At 37.0% G+C, this 19,825-nt stretch carries 24 protein-coding genes; 16 read left to right on the top strand and 8 right to left on the bottom strand.

Features of this window, described 5'->3' with window-relative positions:
* Positions 1-45 precede the first annotated feature (45 nt).
* Positions 46-933 (top strand): sulfite exporter TauE/SafE family protein, encoded by an 888-nt coding sequence (locus M948_RS41985; protein WP_021292664.1) that lies wholly within the window; start codon positions 46-48, stop codon positions 931-933.
* Between the two features lie 38 nt (positions 934-971).
* Here M948_RS41985 and M948_RS41980 read toward each other — a convergent pair whose 3' ends face one another.
* From M948_RS41980 to M948_RS41965, 4 genes are all read right to left on the bottom strand, one after another.
* Positions 972-1,430, bottom strand: coding sequence for a DinB family protein (locus M948_RS41980; protein ID WP_021292663.1), 459 nt, complete (start codon positions 1,428-1,430; stop codon positions 972-974).
* Positions 1,431-1,625: 195 nt separating this feature from the next.
* The gene (locus M948_RS41975) at positions 1,626-2,147 is read right to left on the bottom strand and encodes a LysM peptidoglycan-binding domain-containing protein (RefSeq protein WP_021292662.1); all 522 of its coding nucleotides are present in this window, start codon (positions 2,145-2,147) and stop codon (positions 1,626-1,628) included.
* Positions 2,148-2,547: 400 nt separating this feature from the next.
* Positions 2,548-3,021, bottom strand: a complete 474-nt coding sequence (locus M948_RS41970) for a DinB family protein (RefSeq protein WP_021292661.1) — start codon at positions 3,019-3,021, stop codon at positions 2,548-2,550.
* A 112-nt stretch (positions 3,022-3,133) separates the two neighbouring features.
* Positions 3,134-3,520, bottom strand: a complete 387-nt coding sequence (locus tag M948_RS41965; protein WP_021292660.1) for a MerR family transcriptional regulator — start codon at positions 3,518-3,520, stop codon at positions 3,134-3,136.
* Positions 3,521-3,614: 94 nt separating this feature from the next.
* Between M948_RS41965 and M948_RS41960 the strand changes: the two genes are divergently transcribed.
* The 8 genes from M948_RS41960 to M948_RS41925 all read left to right on the top strand — a co-directional run bounded on the left by M948_RS41960 (position 3,615) and on the right by M948_RS41925 (position 11,873).
* Positions 3,615-4,301 carry a type 1 glutamine amidotransferase domain-containing protein gene (locus M948_RS41960; protein WP_021292659.1) on the top strand — a complete coding sequence of 229 codons (687 nt, stop codon included), beginning with the start codon at positions 3,615-3,617 and terminating at the stop codon, positions 4,299-4,301.
* A 39-nt stretch (positions 4,302-4,340) separates the two neighbouring features.
* A complete protein-coding gene (locus M948_RS41955) occupies positions 4,341-5,354 on the top strand; it encodes an NADP-dependent oxidoreductase (RefSeq protein ID WP_021292658.1) in 1,014 nt (337 codons plus the stop codon).
* Positions 5,355-5,402: 48 nt separating this feature from the next.
* On the top strand, positions 5,403-6,149 hold the full coding sequence (locus tag M948_RS41950) for an SDR family oxidoreductase (RefSeq protein ID WP_021292657.1): 747 nt from the start codon (positions 5,403-5,405) through the stop codon (positions 6,147-6,149).
* Positions 6,150-6,276: 127 nt separating this feature from the next.
* Entirely contained in the window at positions 6,277-7,149 is an 873-nt protein-coding gene (locus M948_RS41945) for an ATP-binding protein (protein ID WP_021292656.1), read from the top strand.
* A 14-nt stretch (positions 7,150-7,163) separates the two neighbouring features.
* Positions 7,164-9,074, top strand: coding sequence for a vWA domain-containing protein (locus tag M948_RS41940; protein WP_021292655.1), 1,911 nt, complete (start codon positions 7,164-7,166; stop codon positions 9,072-9,074).
* Positions 9,075-9,110: 36 nt separating this feature from the next.
* Positions 9,111-9,569, top strand: coding sequence for a GNAT family N-acetyltransferase (locus tag M948_RS41935; RefSeq protein WP_021292654.1), 459 nt, complete (start codon positions 9,111-9,113; stop codon positions 9,567-9,569).
* 238 nt (positions 9,570-9,807) lie between these two features.
* Complete coding sequence (locus M948_RS41930; RefSeq protein WP_021292653.1) at positions 9,808-10,482, top strand: hypothetical protein; 675 nt, start codon at positions 9,808-9,810, stop codon at positions 10,480-10,482.
* On the top strand, positions 10,482-11,873 hold the full coding sequence (locus tag M948_RS41925) for an efflux RND transporter periplasmic adaptor subunit (RefSeq protein WP_021292652.1): 1,392 nt from the start codon (positions 10,482-10,484) through the stop codon (positions 11,871-11,873). The genes M948_RS41930 and M948_RS41925 overlap by 1 nt, the downstream gene beginning before the upstream one ends.
* A gap of 32 nt (positions 11,874-11,905) precedes the next feature.
* Here the strand turns inward: M948_RS41925 and M948_RS41920 are convergent, their stop codons facing one another.
* Entirely contained in the window at positions 11,906-12,757 is an 852-nt protein-coding gene (locus tag M948_RS41920; RefSeq protein WP_021292651.1) for a YihY/virulence factor BrkB family protein, read from the bottom strand.
* A gap of 130 nt (positions 12,758-12,887) precedes the next feature.
* On the opposite strand from M948_RS41920, the gene M948_RS41915 reads away from it, so the two are divergent.
* Genes M948_RS41915 through M948_RS41905 form a run of 3 tightly spaced genes read left to right on the top strand, consistent with a single transcriptional unit; the run spans position 12,888 to position 14,051 of the window.
* Positions 12,888-13,370, top strand: a complete 483-nt coding sequence (locus tag M948_RS41915; protein ID WP_021292650.1) for a DUF948 domain-containing protein — start codon at positions 12,888-12,890, stop codon at positions 13,368-13,370.
* Positions 13,371-13,372: 2 nt separating this feature from the next.
* Positions 13,373-13,837, top strand: coding sequence for a DUF948 domain-containing protein (locus tag M948_RS41910; RefSeq protein WP_021292649.1), 465 nt, complete (start codon positions 13,373-13,375; stop codon positions 13,835-13,837).
* On the top strand, positions 13,818-14,051 hold the full coding sequence (locus M948_RS41905) for a hypothetical protein (RefSeq protein ID WP_021292648.1): 234 nt from the start codon (positions 13,818-13,820) through the stop codon (positions 14,049-14,051). Before M948_RS41910 ends, M948_RS41905 begins: the two co-directional genes overlap by 20 nt.
* 98 nt (positions 14,052-14,149) lie before the next feature.
* Here the strand turns inward: M948_RS41905 and M948_RS41900 are convergent, their stop codons facing one another.
* Positions 14,150-14,587, bottom strand: coding sequence for a DUF948 domain-containing protein (locus M948_RS41900; protein ID WP_021292647.1), 438 nt, complete (start codon positions 14,585-14,587; stop codon positions 14,150-14,152).
* A gap of 243 nt (positions 14,588-14,830) precedes the next feature.
* On the opposite strand from M948_RS41900, the gene cwlD reads away from it, so the two are divergent.
* Both cwlD and M948_RS41890 read left to right on the top strand, forming a co-directional pair.
* A complete protein-coding gene (gene cwlD, locus M948_RS41895) occupies positions 14,831-15,565 on the top strand; it encodes an N-acetylmuramoyl-L-alanine amidase CwlD (protein ID WP_021292646.1) in 735 nt (244 codons plus the stop codon).
* A gap of 113 nt (positions 15,566-15,678) precedes the next feature.
* Positions 15,679-16,737, top strand: a complete 1,059-nt coding sequence (locus tag M948_RS41890; protein ID WP_021292645.1) for an Mrp/NBP35 family ATP-binding protein — start codon at positions 15,679-15,681, stop codon at positions 16,735-16,737.
* Positions 16,738-16,768: 31 nt separating this feature from the next.
* Here M948_RS41890 and gerD read toward each other — a convergent pair whose 3' ends face one another.
* Entirely contained in the window at positions 16,769-17,413 is a 645-nt protein-coding gene (gerD, locus tag M948_RS41885; RefSeq protein WP_021292644.1) for a spore germination lipoprotein GerD, read from the bottom strand.
* Positions 17,414-17,577: 164 nt separating this feature from the next.
* Between gerD and M948_RS41880 the strand changes: the two genes are divergently transcribed.
* Positions 17,578-18,234, top strand: a complete 657-nt coding sequence (locus M948_RS41880) for a KinB-signaling pathway activation protein (protein ID WP_021292643.1) — start codon at positions 17,578-17,580, stop codon at positions 18,232-18,234.
* A gap of 50 nt (positions 18,235-18,284) precedes the next feature.
* Here M948_RS41880 and pdaB read toward each other — a convergent pair whose 3' ends face one another.
* The gene (gene pdaB, locus M948_RS41875; RefSeq protein ID WP_021292642.1) at positions 18,285-19,043 is read right to left on the bottom strand and encodes a polysaccharide deacetylase family sporulation protein PdaB; all 759 of its coding nucleotides are present in this window, start codon (positions 19,041-19,043) and stop codon (positions 18,285-18,287) included.
* A gap of 240 nt (positions 19,044-19,283) precedes the next feature.
* Between pdaB and M948_RS41870 the strand changes: the two genes are divergently transcribed.
* Positions 19,284-19,505 carry a hypothetical protein gene (locus M948_RS41870; RefSeq protein ID WP_021292641.1) on the top strand — a complete coding sequence of 74 codons (222 nt, stop codon included), beginning with the start codon at positions 19,284-19,286 and terminating at the stop codon, positions 19,503-19,505.
* The last annotated feature ends 320 nt before the right edge of the window (positions 19,506-19,825 follow it).

Genomic DNA, 19,825 nt, shown 5'->3' with positions numbered 1-19,825 from the left:
ACTATATTGATCGGAATACTTTAATTAAAAGGAGTGTGTTGCAGCTTGAGAAAATTAATCATATTCTCACTCGTTGGTTTTTTTGCCCAATTAATTGATGGATCGTTAGGAATGGCATTCGGTTTAACATCCTCGTCTTTACTACTAGCATATGGAGTAGCCCCTGCAATCGCATCAGCTTCCATTCATATGGCGGAGATTGCTACTACAGCGGCATCGGGGATTTCCCATTATAAATTTGGCAATGTCGATAAAGGAATTGTATTTCGCTTGATGATTCCTGGAATGATAAGTGCGTTTTGTGGGGCAGCTTTTTTAAGTAGTATACCTGGAGATTTGATTAAGCCTTATATTTCTGGCTTCTTGCTTCTCTTAGGGATATATATCCTCTTCCGTTTTTTAATAATAAAGACAGATACGGGATCGAATGGGAAGCATCGGCAATTGAAGCATCGTTTTTTATATCCTCTTGCTATGATTGCGGGTTTTTTTGATTCCGTAGGTGGTGGTGGCTGGGGGCCAATAAATACCCCTGTGCTCCTTTCCCGAAAAGGAGCAGTGCCTCGTAAGGTAATTGGTACGGTGGATACAAGCGAATTTGGTATTACTATTTCTGCTACGTTAGGCTTTGTAATGTTTTTAGGATGGGAGCAGATTAATTGGATTTGGGTGTTAGCGTTTGTCATTGGTGGCGTATTTGCAGCACCACTTGCTGCTTGGCTTGTTCGGAAAATCCCATCCTTTATCCTTGGCGTATTAGTAGGAGGTTTTATTATTCTAACAAATGCCAATACGATATTAACAGAGATAGCTGTTGCTTCTAATATAACTACAATTATTTATGCAATAATGATTATCGGTTGGATTATTTCGATTGTTACGGTGGTTCGAAGAAATAGCAAATCAGCCAATCAATTCCAAAATGCGGGATAGCAACCAAGATACCCACCGAGTAGGTTTTGGCGGGTATCTTAGTTTATTCCTCTTCCATCATTCCATAAGTGAAACTGTTTTCTAATGTGAACAATTTGTCCAATATGGTATGCGTTATGCATGGTTATATGCGCAATGGTTTCTTCCCAGTCATGGAGGTGTATCGATTCTTTCACTACGCTTTCCCATTCGGAGTATAGGCTGTCGATTTTTAAAAGCGCTGCATCCCAGGAATGATTTTCATTATTATGAAATGTTTCCTTGATTGTTTGTAATGGATGATCCTTGTCCTCCATTTGTTTAAAGCGGTTTAGATGTTTCTCGTTGTAGTAAATTAAATGATTGATAATCTCCCGAATACTATTGGTTTCATCCATGCTTATCTTGGAAGCATCTTCTTCTGTCAGGTCCTTCACTGCAGTTTGGAAGGACACAAACCAGCCATCCGTATCATGGACAGCCTTCAGCTGTAATAATAGTAATTCCTTTGGAGTCATTAAACGTACCTCCTTTTTTAGTATCATAACACATATTTGGAAGTTATCGGAAGATTTCAGCAATAGAAGTAGAATGATAAAGGCAAAGGAGGGGAGAGGAAGCAAAAGGTTACAAAAAATGAAGGGCATGAGTCCGATTTGATTGTGAACTCATGCCCAACAAATTTCCTAATCCGTGGAAAGTTGTACGAAGTATTAATTTACTATTTGAACTGGTAATTCTTTCACTCCAAACTCTAATGCATCATCTAAATCATTCATATAAACATCTAATCTATCTCCTGTAATTGCTCCACCCCTATCTTCGCAAGTAAATGTTTTGTCAAAATATGGTATGGAAATTTTGGTCCCAAAGGATAAGTCTGGCGGGCAAGCAACCGTTTGCCCTTCTTGTACTTCAGCGCCTGAAGCTGTTATACCATAACCAGGGTCACCTGGTTCTTTCCCTGTTGATTCATAGCCAGCTGTATAGGCTGTTACTGTATACGTTTCGCCCTTCACATCCGGAATGGTTAGCGTTTGACCAATAAATATTTTATCTGGATCGGTAATAGCAGGATTTGAATTAAGTAGTTCATCCACACTTACATTGTGATCCATTGAAATTTTTGATAGGGCATCTCCCGATTCAACTGTATACTTTCCACTAGCATGTGCTTCGGTAGAAAATAAAAATAAACCTAAGGTTAGTAATGTTACTAAAGTTATGTACTTCATCTTAATACCTCCATTAATTGTTTTAAAAACTGGAATGTTTTTATATGCTTTCGTATATCAATCTACTTTTCCAACGGACTTTAATAGAATTGAAAAATTGTAATCGAATTTTAATAGGGAATGTATGTTCGGGTATCGATGATAAAAAGAGCTATTCCTAATAAGTGGTCCCGGTTTAGGTGAAGGTTCTAATTGCGGAAGTTAAGGGAAGGTGGTTATTATTATTTTTACTAAAAACAATAATAAAAAGGCATGAGCCCGGCGAACTTCCGGGCCCATGCTAATCAAATCTGATAAGAGATGCTGTAGAATCAGTTGAAAGCTTTTATGATGAGTTTGTATCATGGACGTACCAAATAAAGACGATTGATGAATATTACCAATATCATAATCTAGAAGGTTAATTAGAAGAAATAGATCGATGTATTCGCTTAATTGTTTCCATATGTAATGCTTCATGGTAAAAGCTAAATAAAAATGCTTCACCAACCGTGTAAAACGTAACTCCTGCCTTGTTTGTAAATGGCGTTGGCAGCTTTTCATACAAACGCCCTTCAATAAAGGATTCTATCCTCGTTTTTTGTTCCGTCAAGACCTCAGCAATCTCTACAAATGAAGGTGGTGCTTCCTCCCAGTTTGCCGGTTTCGTTCCAGCAGCAAAAAAACGTCCAAAGTCTTTAGGAATGTTCATTTCTTCCTTTAAAAGACCAAAGACAAGCTTTTCTTGTATAAATGCGATATGTCCGAAGTTCCAACGAATATTATTGTTAAAACCTTTCGGAATAATGTCCGACGTTTCCTCTGGAATTTTCTTCATCGCCTGTTCGGTAATGCTGCGTACGGTTTCCATATGTTTAAAAATGGTTTGTTCCAAGAAAAACCCTCCCATATTCATGATCTCTGTTAGTCATTTCGTCATTATTATCCTTTTTTCCTGCTAGATAGTAAGAGATTATATCTATAGAGGACGGTATGATGATGAAATATTAAGAACTTTTCATTCGTCGCGATCGACGTTCCATTGCTTCATAGTAATCAAGCGTACATTCAATTCGTTGCAAGTATTTTTTTCGTTCGGCAATTTCTATTTCTACTTTTTCTTTATGGCTTTGAATCAGCTCTTTTCGATGATGGATGGTTTCTTCCCCTTGATGAAATAATTTTACGTATTGCTTAATATCGATAATAGGCATATTGGTAGATCGAAGTACCATAATAAACTGAATACATTCTAAATTCGTCTCATTATATACACGTACGCCATTTTTATCTCTTTCAATGACAGGAATTAAACCTTCTTTTTCATAATAGCGTAGTGTAGACGGGGACAGGTTAGTCATTTCTGATATTTCATTAATAGAATAATAGGTCATTATTATTTCTCCTTAAGGCATTATAGTTGCGTTAAAGTGTACTTTAACGGATATGATGAAGATGATCAACTATTAAACGTTAAGGGGGATAGAAATGAGTAACAAGATACTTGTTGTCGTAACCAGTTTTGAGAAGTATCCAGATCTAAACCGGGCAACTGGCCTATGGCTAGGTGAAGCGGTTCATTTTGTTAAAAAGGTAACAGAAGCGGGATATAAAGTAGATTACGTCAGTCCTAAGGGAGGATATACTCCAATTGATCCTCATAGTTTAGAAATGGCAGAACCGGTAGATTGGGATTGGTACCAAAACAAAACGTTTATGAACGAGTTAGGTTCTACCATGAAGCCCGAGGAAGTAAGACCTGATGACTATGCGGCTATTTATTTTACTGGTGGCCATGGGGTGGTATGGGATTTCCCTGAGAACCACGAGTTGCAAAAAATAAGTCAACAAATTTATAGAAATGGAGGAATTATTTCTTCCGTCTGTCATGGTGTAGCGGGGTTGCTTAATATAAAGAATGAAAAAAATGAATTTCTCATTAAAGATAAAAAGGTAACAGGTTTTTCCAATGAAGAAGAAAAACTAGCTGGAGTAGATGAATATGTCCCATTTCTTACCGAAGATGAAATTGTCAAACGCGGGGCTAACTATCACAAGGCAGAAAAAGCCTATGATGCGTATGCTATAGAAGATGGGAGAATAATAACTGGCCAAAATCCTGCGTCAAGTGAAGACGTGGCAGTTCTTGTATTAAATCAGTTAAAGAACGGGTAAATATCTATTGGAATATTTCATTTTATAAGGAGGATGAAGATGAAACAACAGCAACTTATTTTACATGAACGACCGAATGGTTTACCAGATGATAACACTTTTCAATTTAAAGAGGTAGCAGTAGGAGAGCCTAAAGAAAATCAGTTGTTATTAAAGACATTATATGTGTCTGTAGATCCCTATATGAGAGGGAGAATGTCTGACGGGCCATCCTATATTGAGCCTTTCCAAGTAGGTGCTCCTTTGAATGGAGGTATTGTGTCTCAAGTGGTGGAATCGAGGAGTGAATCGTTTGAAAAAGGTGATATTGTAACTGGGCAGCTCGATTTTCAAGCGTACCATGTTGTTGAGCCAAAACAGGTTCGTAAAGTAGACACTTCTGGTTTAAGTCCGAGCACGGCGCTGGGACCGCTTGGGATGCCAGGATTAACTGCTTATTTCGGAATGATGCATATTGGTGAACCGAAAGAAGGAGAAACGGTAGTCATTTCGGGTGCTGCAGGGGCAGTTGGCCAGGTGGCAGGTCAGCTTGCGAAACAAGCAGGTGCGCATGTTATTGGCATCGTTGGTTCAAAAGAGAAGGCTGACTATATAACTAAAACATTGGGATTTGAAGGTGCTGTTGAGTATAAGCAAGGAAATGTTTATAAACAATTAAAGGCAGCCTGCCCGAATGGCATCGATGTGTATTTTGAGAATGTAGGTGGAGAAATCTCTGATGCAGTCTGGCCGTTGTTAAACACTTTTGCGCGTGTACCCGTTTGTGGTGCTATTTCATCCTACAATTTAAAAGCAGGCGAAAAGGATATCGGTATTCGCGTACAACAGTATCTGATTAAAGCAAGGGCTAAGTTACAAGGCTTTCTCGTAGCAGATTATGCGAGCCATTATAAAGAGGCTTATCAAGTTTTAGGCAATGGCATATCAAAAGGTGCAATAAAGTATGAGGAAACCATCCATGAAGGATTCCACGCAATTCCTGATGCGTTTCTTGGATTGTTTTCGGGACAAAACATTGGGAAACAGCTTATAAAAGTGGCAGATGCTGAATAAAACACCAATACTTGCCTTAAAGAATAATGATAATGGAGGTTTGTAAATATGGCGGATTGGAAAGGTAAGTCCATCGTAATTACAGGAGCAAGTAGTGGAATTGGTGAAGCGACAGCGGAACGTTTTGTTAAAGAAGGTGCAAATGTTGTTTTAGCAGCAAGAAGAGAAGATAGACTAGCTGAGATTCAAAGCCGCTTACAACCTTATGCTGGGGAGGTAAAGATAAAAGCAACGGATGTTACTTCCCAGCAAGAAGTAGAAGCGTTAATACAATATGCCATTCGTGAACATAATCAAGTAGATGTGTTGTTTAATAATGCCGGTTTAATGCCACTTAGTTTCATGAAGAATACGAAGGTGGATGAGTGGGATCGAATGATTGATGTAAATATTAAAGGTGTGCTGTATGGAATAGCAGCTGTCCTACCACATATGCTAGAGCGAAATGAAGGTCATATTCTCACCACATCTTCTATTGCGGGACATGAAGTAATGCCTTCTGGAGCTGTATATTGTGGAACTAAATTTGCTGCGCGTGTAATTATGGAAGGTTTGGGCAAGGAGATAGCAAAAAGCAATGTCCGTACGACTACCATTTCCCCAGGTGTGGTTGAAACAGAACTTACCAATACGATTACAGACCTAGAAGTTCAAGAAATGATGAAACAAGGTTTTGGTGAAGGAATGGTTCCTCTTGAAAGCTCGGATATAGGAGAAGCTGTCTTTTATGCTGTAAACCAACCACAAAATGTCGATGTGGGTGAAATCATTGTTAAGCCAACAAATCAACAATAATTAAATAGTAGTGATAGGAAGCAGGCACATAAAACGTGCTTGCTTTTTTTCTTTTTTAAGGAAAAAACGCTCTTACTTTTGTAATTCCAGGCAAAAAGGATACAATAGCTGTGAAAGGAGTTTATGCATGACTACGAACTATGAAATACCAGAAAACATTACAAAATTAGTAAGTACGTATAAACGGAATCAAGATTCTTACAATGAATTAATTCGTAATGGCGGCTATCTACCGCCAAATCAAGAATTATTGATAGATGCGATTACAGCATTAAGCATGAGAAAGAATATCTTATTAAAAGGACCAACTGGAGCAGGAAAGACAAAATTTGCTGAAACACTCTCTAGTCTTTTTCAACAGCCGATGTTTAATGTTAATTGCTCTGTAGACTTGGACGCTGAGAGTCTATTAGGGTTTAAGACCCTTGCTTATGAGGGAGATAAACAAGTAATTGACTTTGTACCTGGGCCAGTAATTAATGCAATGCAACATGGCACCTTCTTATATATTGATGAAATTAACATGGCCAAACCAGAGACGTTGCCATTAATTAATGGTGTGCTTGATTACCGAAGAACGATTACCAATCCATTTACGAATGAGATTGTAACCGCAAATGAAGGGTTTAATGTAATTGCAGCAATTAATGAGGGGTATGTAGGCACGGTCCCATTAAATGAAGCACTGAAAAATCGGTTTGTGGTAATTGAGATTCCATATATTGAAGGAGAACAGCTGAAGCAATTAATAGAAACGAATACACAATTAAAAGACAGAAAAACCATTGACTTATTTGTTAAATTATCAAGTGATTTAATTCAAGCAGTCTACCAAGGCAAGGTAGCTGAAGATGCTGCTTCCATTCGTGCTTTATTGGATGCTTGTGATTTGAGCACGTTTATTCCAGCAAGACGCGCGATACAACGAGCGATCATTGATAAACTAGATGAAGATCGCGAACGTGAATTTGTATTGAACTTAACGGAAACCCTTTTCTAGATAGGAGAATGAGTATGTATCGTTTTCATGATTCGAAAGTAGATACGAATTTATTTCGACAGTTACAAGACCTTACTACTGTACTCTCAGGTAATTCAGAGTTAACGTTTGAATACAGTTTTGGGTCGTATATGGATTTAGTCGACATGAAAGTGACAGCAAGTAGGACATGGGATACGGTTCAAGCAGATATGCAAGCAGCTGGCCTAAAAACCGATGTATTGCTACGAACGATTGGGTCATTTCGATATGCAAACATACCAGCAATGAAAGACTTTCTGGAGATAGCAGGTGAATCTTCATTACCAAAATTCGCTACTCAATTATTTGCTTTGTTTGAAGATATTCGGTTAGAAGAAACGATTAAACAAGAACGACCTGGTACACGGCGGTTATTTGAAGTACGAAAAAACTATTATCGGCATAAATTTGAAAATGAGCGAGCTGCTCATGTAACGAGGGGGCTGCCACTAGATGAATTGTTTTGCTTAATTTATTTAACACTTCAATCGAATCGTCCAGACCCGAGTTTTCCTGGAGCAACCGACGAGCAACTTGAGCAATTAAAAAAGTTGAACACCCTCATTTATTCCGTATTTGAAGCAAGAAACACGTATCAGATTTCGCAAATTGCGGCAACTATTGTTACCCAATTACAACAATTATACAAGGATACTGTTCATCAGTATTTTGTGTTTCCAATTATGCATATTGATAATTATGAGAAAAACACCCTATTCGATGAGTTAACGCGCACAGATGAGCTAGCAAATGATGATAAAGAAGAACTAAATGAGGATAAGAATGAGTATATTGACGAACAGTTCTCTACATGGCATAGGGAAAATGAAAATAGTGATCGGAAGCAAACCTTTCTCCAATTTGAACTGGAAGTTGGTACAAAAACAAATGTTTTGGGAAATGGAGCCAGGGAAACCGAAGATGGGGATCAAGCAATGGGTACGATTCAAGGATCGTCTGGACAAACTAACAATAATGATTATTCGGATTTAGAATCACTAGATAAGCAAGAGACGAAGCAAGGAAGCAGCGGAGAAAATAGATACGGAGAAGAAAATAAAGATGCTGTTAAACTGGAAAAAGAAGCAGATCCGCCAACAAAAGAACAGATGGATTTATATCACGAGTATATGCTTGAGGTTGAGCCGTTTAAACGAAAATTATCCAATGTGATAAAGAAAACAATCGAGCATAAGGTGAATGCTCCGAGAAAAGATTTGATGGTTGGTAGACTATCCAAAAAATTATTACCAATCGTACTTGATGAAAAACCACGTCTGTTTTATAAAAAAAACCAAGAATCGAAAGAGTTTGATGCCGCATTTACATTATTAGTAGACTGTTCTGCTTCGATGCAAGGTAAGATGGAGGAAACGAAACGTGGGATTGTATTATTTCATGAGGTTTTAACCTCCTTCCATATTCCTCATTCCATTGTTGGTTTTTGGGAAGATGCAATGGAAGTGAAGGAGCATTATCAACCGAATTATGTCCACCGAATTCACTCGTTTTCTGACTCTTTCTATGAATCTCAGGGGGCGAAAATGATGCAATTGGAACCCCGGGAAGACAATCGTGATGGATTCAGTATTCGGGTAGCAACAGAAGAATTAGAGAAGCGCCGTGAAAAGAATAAGTTTTTACTTGTTTTTTCAGATGGCGAACCTGCTGCTGCGAATTATAATCAAAATGGGATAGTCGATACAAACCTTGCTGTACTTGAAGCTCGTAAGAAAGGAATAGAGGTAATTGGGATATTTCTTGCTGATGGTGCAGTAGATGAATCAGAAGACCAGTTAATGCGTAATATTTATGGGAAAGAGCGGGTTATTGTACCTAGTGTTTCAGAACTTCCAGAGCATTTTGCTCCGTTATTGAAAAAGTTATTATTAAAGGTTATTTGATCATTTAATGATTACCAACGAAAGTGAAGTGGAAAAATGAACCTCCAAATCCGAGAGGTGAGTAAAGATAATTGGAAGACGATCGCTTGCCTGTCTGTTAGTCAAGAGCAAGAAGCGTTTATCGAAAGCAATTCATTCTCGATATTACAATCTATCTTTGAGGAAGAATGGTATTCCGTAGGATTGTATGTTGACGATAAAGCAATTGGATATGCGATGTATGGAGAGGATAAGGACAGCGGTGATATTTGGCTTGATCGTTTTATGGTGGATAGGCATGCTCAAGGCAACGGATATGCAGCAAAACTATTGCCTAAACTATTATCGCTTATTGAAAAGCAGTATGATTATCCAGCTCATATTTATTTGAGTGTCACATCAGATAATATTCACGCACAACAGTTTTATAGGAAATTCGGTTTTCGTTTTAATGGGGAACAAGATAATAATGGTCTGATTCACGGAATGATAATGGTCCGATATAATCAGTCATAAACTATAACGTTCTGGTTTTCGATTTTTTTCGGAGCCTGAACGTTTTACGTATTGTTGGAAGCATTCATCTTTTCGCTGAAAATCCGACAGGAATCCGTTTTTTGCTAAAAAGTTGTAATAATATGGAATCTTATTAGCAATCATTTACAAAAATAATAGATTTTTATCTGATTCTGCGATAAAATTGAGGAAATATTTGAAATTATGATAACTGAGATACAGAAAAGGGATGTAGCGGATGACATATCGTAGCAACGTGTTTAAATTTCTTTTTTCCACGGAGGATCATTTATTTCGAATAAAGAAAGCAGAGAAATTACATAATCTGTGGAAAATGAATAGTCTACTTCTATTGAGCGCAGTCATCTTATATGCGTGGATGGCGTATTTGGGAATAGGAACAAATTTTCTTTCCAATGGCGCTGTAGGGCTCACCCCGCTGGAATATGAACAACAGAAGTTCTGGTTCTTAATAGGAAGGGTCCTATACGCCTTATTAATTGCGGCCTTTATATTATTTATTCCTTCGTTGATTTATTATGCTATTACAGGTATCCCTTATCAAAAACTAGTAATCTTGCAACAAGTGGTACTACTAGTTATGTTATTGGAGCGGTTGATTTGGATTCCCCTTGCCCTTTTTAATGGCTTGGACTGGTACGTTTCCCCATTGTCTTTGGGTATTATTGCTTCCTACTTATTCGATCATGCTTATCCTATTTACTTTTTTGGAGCAATTTCATTGTTCCAAATTTGGATAATTTGGTTTCAAGTTACGTTTATAGGTTATTTATCAGAAATAAAAAAGCGATGGCTATGGGTAATTATCGTCGGATTACATATTTTTTATTGGGCACTTGCCGCTTTATTAGCATTTGCTGATCAATACATCATAAATGGGTGGTTTGGGTAATGCGAAAATATAAAAAGCGTTTCCTGCAAGCAGCAGTTATCTTATTTATTGGTTTGAACTTTATTCTAGTCTATATCGATAAGGAAGAAAAGGTTGATCGAATTGCCTATATATCGGAGTGGTCAAAGGCTTTTCAAACAGATTTAGAAGAAAACCTTCATACTTCAGGAGTCTTAACAGCAGTGGATGAGAATTATGTGTACTTTGATGAACAGGCAGGGAGTTTTGCTGAGTTTTTAGTTGAAAAGGGGGACCAAGTAACTAACGGTGACCCCCTGTTTTCTTATACAGTAGATAATTATTATGAAGCCGAATCGCAGTTACTACAAGCAATCACGCAACTAGAAGGCGAAATAACAGCAATTCAACAAGCTATTTCGCAAATGAATGCTGTCCAAATTCCGCAGACGAATACAGAAGCCCCGCCATCTTTAGAAATTACCGAAGAAGAAATACAAGTAGAATTTCCGCAAGACCCAATACAAGCTGCAATTGTGAAGGAGCAATACCTTGTTGAGAAAGAGAAAGAGCTGGCTCAAAAAAATGCTGCATTAACGAGCATGGAAGACCAGTTAACAGAACTTCAATCAACTGGAGATACGATCACAGTAGAAAGTCCATATTCAGGAAGTGTAGCTGCCATTTCACCAGAATTAAAAGACCCTATTATGATAATCGAAAGTCAAGAACTGCAAGCAGAAGGGGAATTATCTGAACAAGATCGAGCAGCAATCGAAACTGGTCAGCCCGTAGAAATAGAAGTAGTTGAGAAGGATATTCATTTACAAGGAACGATTGAACAGGTAAGTGATAAGCCAAAAGATACACCTACTGTAAATGATGCTAGTATTTATCCGTTCATTGTAAGCTTACAAGATGATGGTCATGATAGTCGAACAACAGAAGCTACACTACCATCAGACGAATCAGCAGATGAAACCCTGCCTACTGAAGGTGGAGATACCCAGGATAACCAAACAGACCTCCCAGAAAAAGAAGTAGACAAAGAAAACAACGTTGATCAGCAGTTGCCAGAAGAAACAAATTTGTTACCTGGTTATCATACGAGACTAGTGATTACAACGAAGTCATCTATGCAAGCGACTGCCCTTTTTGAAGAGATGGTTCATCAAAATACAGTATGGAAAATGACAAATGAAGGGAAGATTGTGGAACAGCAAATCGAATCAGGGATTTTGATGAATAAAATGCTTGAGATAACTTCCGGTGTCCAACCTAATGAATGGGTGGCGGGAAATCCTGAGAGTCAACTTCGTAATCAAGCTGCTTTTATTACACCGTTAAAATGGGGTAATGGGTTTAGAAGCACAATAAACCCTAAGGAAATAAAATGGTACGAACCACTCCTTACTGGATTGGTATCAAGGTAAAAAGAAATCGGTTCATTGCCGATTTCTTTCTGTTATAATGATGAAACATTCGTAGTTTCATCGTATATATTCGATTGTCGAGAGTGAGAAATAACATTAATAATGGCACCACTCATAAAAATCATACCCGTTAGAAAGAACCAAATCATAAGAATGATAATTCCACCTAAGCTACCATAAGTTGCGGAGTAGTTACTGAAATTGCTAATATAGAAAGAGAATCCGAACGAAATAAATTGCCAAAGAATACTAGCTGTAATAGCTCCTGGTAAGATATGTGTAAAAGGAAGCTGTTTATTTGGTGCAAATCGATACAAAATAAGTAAAAAGCCAGTTAAGATGGTTAGACTTATTAACCAACGTAAAGTCTGGAATAAAATTCCCATCCCAAGGGAAAATCCAAGTAATGAATCCAAAAATTGTAGTATAACATCTCCGAATACAGGAACGATAATAGCGATGACTAATGCAGCAATCATGCTTAAGGTTAGTCCAAGTGCAATTAGACGTATGAAGGCAGCGTTTCTTGTCTCTTTGATTTCATAAGCTTCATTACTTGCCTTAATAAAAGCGTTCATAGCTGCCGATGCGGACCATAAAGCCCCAATAATACCAATTGTTAATATACCACCATGTGGTGTTTCAACAAGGTTTATAATATTATCTTCTAAAATGGAAGCTAGTTCATTTGGCAATGCCGTTTCAATAAAGGTAACTGCATCATGGGGGTTAATATTAAAATAGGGTATTAACGAAAAACATACTAAAAATAGCGGGACGATAGATAACAGAAAATAATAGGCTAATCCAGCTGATAACAAAGGTACATTGTCCGTTTTAAATTTTGACCGGAATAATCGAGTATACGCTTTTAATTTTGACATATTTAATCCTCCAGGATAGGGTTTGTTATGGTATACCCGACTCAAAGAGGCTTTAATCATTGAAAGGCTTGAAACGTTTTATTCCCAATGACAAGTGGTATAATGCAAGTATAGAAAGGGGGAGTTATTCATGGAAGAAATATTATATATAGCTATCATTATCGTTGCTATTGCTTTTGCTTTAACTGCAATCTACATAGCCTTTGTATTACATCGTGTATCAAAATTATTAAGATCAGTTGGAATTACATTAGGAGAATTGGAACAGGAAATGCAGCAGATAACTCCGGAATTAAAGGAGAGTTTACACCAAACAAATCAAATGCTTGATGACATAGACGATAAACTAAAGGCAACCGATTCTGTGTTTGATACTATTGATAACATGGGCAATTCTGTAAGTAATGTGAATCAAGCCATCAGAAAAAATAGCGACAAACTAACAGATGTTGAAATGGCAGAGAAAACTAAACCTTATATTGAAGGAATTCGTTGGTCGGAGGCTGCTACGTATTTATATAACAAGTGGAAGAAACGGACAACCAACGGGGATAAAAGGCAAGAAGTAAATACACCTATCGCAGGAAGTAATCATATTAGGAGAGAGGGATAATTATGTTAACAGGAATTGGAGTACTATTAATTGGCATTGCTTGTTTGGTTATTGCCGTTTTTATTGCTCATGTGTTGAATAATTTAGCAGGGGTACTTAGAGGTGTGGAGAAGACGGTTAATCAGCTACCTGACCAAATGAATTCCATTTTTAGTGAAACTAGCGGGCTGATCAAAGAAAGTAATCATACATTAGCTGATATTAATGATAAAATGAAACAGTTAAGTCCGTTATTCTATATTGTCAGTGATGTTGGGAATGTTACACGAAAGTTTTCTTCTTCTTTAGTAAACGTAACCGATACATTGAAAACCAAAACGGGAGATACGAAGGACGTTGCTAATAAGAATAATGCAGGTGGTTTATATGGCACGTTTGCTCTTGGTTACTATTGGTTGCAAAAAAAGAGACAGCAAAAGAAGAATCAACATGAAGGGGCACCAGTAAATGGCGAGGATAATAAGTAGGAATGTCGGTTCTATTTCCGCAGGAACGATTATAGGAATTGCTGTTGGTTGGGCATCTAAGAGTTATGTGAAAAGGCGCAATCAACGAGATGAAAACAGGTCGCTGGTTGAAACAATAAAACGCTTCGAACGAAGATTATATGAAGCTGGGCATATTCGTGCAAAGAAAATCGACCAGCTTAAGACCGATATTAATAAAAAGATATCATTATAAATAGCCAGATGGAAGGCATATACTTATCGTATATGCCTTCCATCTCTTTGTACGATATGTAGAATAATCAGCTTTTTACTAACTATCCTTTGCTGCAATTATGACATATCTATTGTTTTGCGATTTTTGCTTGTTTGAATCATAAAGTAAACTAAGGTCATCATACCATACAAACCTTCTAACTGATTTCTGCTTGTAAATACATTCCCTTCAGACTTATCCTCCCTCACTTTCATTACGACATCTGCCATTGATGAGGAAGCATGATTAGCTGCTCTTGTCGCATTCCCGAGCATGTAGAAAATGGGGCTTAGCTCCTTCACTTGTTTATTCACAGTTTGTAGGGTATCATTACCTGCACTCAATGTATCTCTCGCTTGGCTTGTTAAGTCCTCTACCTGGTTAGGTAAATTTTTAGTGCTCTTCTGTAAATTACTTAAAACGGCAGCTAGCTTATTTAATGGTCTGATTAATAATAAAACGAGAATTAATAATGCAACGCCGATAATCGAAACTCCAATTCCTAACCAATCCATATTCTCCATCCTTTCTTTCTTTTTATGCAGCACCTATGTTCTAGGTAATATCTCAAATTATATGAGTACTGACTTTTCTTTAATATACCACGAAATGGGTATTTGTAAACGAAGAAGCGGTAGGTAAATACTGACTTGAGACATATTTCCAAAGCGTGTCCCATAGAATAGAACAGCATTATTTATTCTAGAAAATGTGAAGTAAAAAACGGCTATATGGAATGGAAAAGGGGACGAGGATAGATGAAACAAGCATATAAATGGATGTTGTGGGGAATAGGTGCACTGATATTATTATATTTAATTCAAATGCCGATTCAACAAAATGAGTCAAGCTGGGTGGGCACATCATTCTCTTTGCCTTTATCTGGAAAGACGATTGTAATCGATCCTGGGCATGGGGGTCCAGATGGTGGGGCTGTTGGGAAGGATGATACACAAGAAAAAGACATCGCTCTAGAAGTGTCGAAGAAATTACAGAAGTACTTACAGCAATCAGGTGCTTTAGTTTATTTAACGCGGGAAGAGGATACCGATCTGGCTGCAAAAGAAACGAAAGGATTAGCACGTAGAAAATCGGAGGATATTCGCAACCGATTGAAATTCATAAAAGATAAAGAAGCTGATTTATTTATTACCATGCATTTAAATGCCTTATCTTCAACACGCTGGAGTGGAGCACAAACATTTTACTATCCAGGTAAAGATGAGAACAAACATTTAGCGAAAATGATACAAGCTGAGATTATTCGTAATTTAGAAAATACAACACGTACTGCGCTTCCAATAAATAGTGTTTATTTATTAAAACATGCGAACATACCAACTGCTTTAGTCGAGATTGGTTTTTTGTCAAATGAACGTGAACGAGAATTGTTAAAATCAGGAGATTATCAACAACAGATGGCCGCGAGCATTTATGAGGGAATCTTACGCTATGCAACCGAAGATATTCCAGAAGAGGAAGAAGAGCAATAACTGTGCCCTCTTTTAAGCTATTGCATATTACTTAGAAATTTCATTTTTTATGTTATACTAGCGTTGTATGCATTTACAAGAAGCATTAGCTGATAAAGGGATGGTGAATTATTATGCTTACAAAAGAAGAGATTATAGAACTGCTTCATCCTGTTAAAGATCCATTTTTACATATAACCCTCGAAAAAACAGACGGTATAAAAGAAATTACAATTAAAGAAGAAAAGAAACATGTCAGTGTAAAGATAGCAATTGCTAAAACCAATACGGCTGAACAGATGCAGCTTCAACAAGAGATTGTAGGTATTCTAAAGAAAAATGGAGCATCTACGGTAGGGTTGCGTTTTGAACAATTACCCGATGAGATGATACAAAAATATCAACCTGCAGCAGAAAAAGAACAAGAAGCGGCATTGATGGGAGGGAATACGAATACCAATTTTATTGCTGTATCAAGTGGTAAAGGTGGTGTCGGTAAATCAACGGTTACTGTCAATTTAGCCATCTCCCTAATGCGGTTAGGTAAAAAAGTCGGAATCATTGATGCAGATATTTATGGTTTCAGTGTACCCGATATGATGGGAGTCGAAGAGCGCCCACAAGTTCGTGGTGAAAAAATTATCCCTGTGGAACGTTTTGGTGTTAAAGTCATCTCCATGGGTTTCTTTGTAGAAGATAACTCTCCGATTATTTGGAGAGGGCCGATGCTTGGGAAGATGTTGAATAGTTTCTTTAAAGAAGTTGAGTGGGGAGACCTTGATTACTTATTACTTGATCTTCCTCCAGGCACGGGCGATATTGCAATGGATGTCCATGAATTACTTCCAACTTGTAAAGAAGTAATTGTCACTACACCACATCCAACTGCTGCTTTCGTTGCGGCACGCGCCGGTCAAATGGCGTTAAAAACGGAGCATGAAATTTTAGGTGTTATCGAAAATATGGCATATTTTGAAAGCAAAACCACTGGAGAGAAAGAATATGTCTTTGGTAAAGGCGGCGGCCAGAAACTAGCAGAAGTACTGAAAACAAAAGTACTCGGCCAATTACCTTTACAACAACCTTACGAAGAAGAGGATGAGTTTGCTCCATCTATTTACCAGCAGGATCATCCAAATGGACAAGCATACCATAAAATTGCTTCAAAAATTTTAGCCCAAATGGAAGACTAAGCAAAAGCGGACGCAATGAGCGTCCGCTTTTTTAGCCTCCTCCACTGGATTCACCGGCTCCGCCGCCGCCTTCACTACCCTGCTCTTGATTACCTTGCCCATTACCACCACTACCGCCGCTTTGTTTTGCTTGCTTTTCAGCAGCTTTCAGCAATGTTTCTTGCATTTTTTGTTGGAATGTTGGTGTTTCCAATGTTTGTTGTATGGTTTCTTCTAAATGAGCACGGAACTGTTGGCTTTTTACTACCTCCAGCATTTGCTCCGTTATTTCAGGGTTTTGTAATAGTTCCAGCATTTGTTTTTGATATTCTGCATCATTCATTAAATTCTTAATAAGTTTGATATGTTCTTCTTTCATCGATTTAGTATATTCTTTTACAAAATCATTATCTTGAAATAATGTGGTCCACATTTCTTTCCCTTTCTCTGAAACAAGGGCTTCGTTAATGGAGTTTTTCACTACATCTGATTCCATGATGAGATCTTGTTTCATTGCCTCATCTTTCATAATTTCACGTAATGCTTTTTTTCCATCTTCTGTTTGTAGTATATCAACAACCATTTTCTTTGTTGTATCATAATCTCCTTTTTGTTCAGAGGCATTTCCATTGTTGCAGCCACTGACGATTAGGATGACAGATAACATCATTACGGTGATATACATGGACCGAATCATACGGAAATCCTCCTTCCTTTTCACCTTTAATATGCGTGCTAATAAAGAAAATTATTCGCTAATAGGAGGAAAAATTAGGCCCTTCGTGATAAAATACCAATGGAAAGCATTATCAAGGGATAGTTAATAAATGGTATTTTACATAGTAGTGGGAGGAAGCTATTTTGAATAGTCGAAAATTAGTGCATTTCTTTTTCAAAACGTTGTTTATTGGTGGAATTGCAGGACTTGTTACTAGCTTTTTTGTGAAAGCGGATGATTATGCTGCATTTCTAAATCCGTTTGATTTAATGGAGATTTTTGGACTTGTTATATTTTTTATTGGTATCGGATTTGTGTTTAGTGTCGTCAGCCAAACAGGATTTTTTGCTTATTTATTCATTCATCGATTTGGTCTAGGAATGTTTCGTTCATTTTGGCCAACAGTACAAGTGCTACTCATTGCTTTTGTCGTTTTTGATTTAGTTTACTTTCCATATAAAGCTACAGATGGTGAAGTTGCTTTATACTGGTATATCCTCATGTCGGCGGCAATTTTAGGGTATGGTTGGATTGTGGCAAAGATTAAAGCGAATGAAACAAACAAACAGGCGTTTATTCCTGCTTTATTCCTAATGGTCGTGATAACAACGATTGAATGGGTACCGGGGTTACGAACAGAAGGAACTGATTACGCATGGTTAATGATTATTCCGTTATTAGCTTGCAATACATATCAGCTTTTAGCATTGCATAGAATCAATAATCGTGTCGATGATAAGAGTAAAAAATCAACATCAAAAACTTTAACGAAAGATAAAATCCAGACAAGCAAAGGATAATAAACGTCGATAAGAGTGATACTCTTATCGACGTTTTCATATAAGAAAATTTATTCCACAAGCTTGGGTTCAGCATGTGCTTGATTAATCAACTCTGTAATGGATACAAATGAAAAACCTTTATTTTTCAAACCAGGAAGGATTGTTTTTAATGCATTTGCTGTTTGTTTTGCGGAATCAGAAGCATGAAGTAACAGGATATCCCCATTCGTAGTAGATTTCATAACAGTATCTACGATGGTATCTGTACCAGGATTTTTCCAATCATTCGTATTGACATTCCAATGAATCACCTTATAATCCATATTTTCGGCCAACTCAATTACTTCTTTATTAAAATGTCCGCTTGGTGGCCGCAAAAGATCTACATCTTCATAGCCTAGTTTATCAAATGCTTCCCTTGCTTTTCTTAAATCTGCCTTAACTTGATCTATATTTTGATCTAAGTAACTCTTATATTGATAACCAAGAATGCCGAGGTCGTGTTTATCTTCTGTGATTTTTTCTAAGATATCTGGATGCCTTTCTGCCCACTCCCCATTCACGAAAAACGTAGCTTGTACATTTTTTTCATTAAGTTGATTTAATATATCGTGAACTCTATCTTCTCCCCAGCTTATATTAAAGGTTAAAGCAATATTACTTTCATTTGCATTTCCTTTTGTCATTGCGCTTGGTTGATTATTGGAAAATACCGAAAAGCTTCCATCTCTTTCAAACCAAATAAATGTAGCTGTAAATAAAGCAAATAATACCACAACAAGCCATCGCTTCCATTTATTAAATCTCCATACATAAAAATGCTGCATCTTTTTCCCCTCCTTTATACAACTTGTCCTTAATAAATGCATATGAGCTTATATGAGATTTAAGAACAAAAGATATAAAAGTAGAAAGATGATGGATGAAAAAGCGGTCTTTAAGGAATAGTATATAGTAGTTAAATGTTAGCGAAGAACCGACAAATTTTTAGTTTTATTGCGAATACATTTGATAGAACGATTTTTCAACAGTATCCCAATTGATTAGAAAAACACGAGGTGAACGTAGTGCTTGGCTTATTAATTAATGAGATAGAACAGAAGGAAATGGAATATCTATTAAGACGAGAGTTAGAAGAAATATTAATGGATTTAGAAGATCAACGTATTGACCATATGGTAAAAAGAGCCATGAAAGAGAGATATAATATTCTATTTCAACTATTCCGTAGGGTGGCAAGTGAGAGTGAATGCATAAAATATATGCCAAAACGTAGCGAAAATCAATAACGGTTAAAGTGAATTTCCTAACGTGCTTTAATTTTGGAGATTCACTTTTTATGCTTTTCGAATTAAAGCATATAGCATTTTTTGACGAAAAATTATATTTTTTTATTTTCACCTATTGATCTCCATAAATTTATATGCTATATTAGTTTCTGTTGTCAACAAGGCATGGCAACAACCCAATGAAGTATTTAATTAAATAACTTAAAAAAAGTTATTGACAAACACTTCGAATCATGATAAATTATATCTTGTCGCAAAAAACGACAAAACAATTAATTGCTCTTTGAAAACTGAACAAAACAACCAGTATGTCAAGAAAA

This window comes from Virgibacillus sp. CM-4 (assembly GCF_000445495.1).
Taxonomy (GTDB): Bacteria; Bacillota; Bacilli; order Bacillales; family Amphibacillaceae; genus Virgibacillus; species Virgibacillus salexigens.
This window is presented reverse-complemented; position numbering and strand designations above follow the sequence as displayed.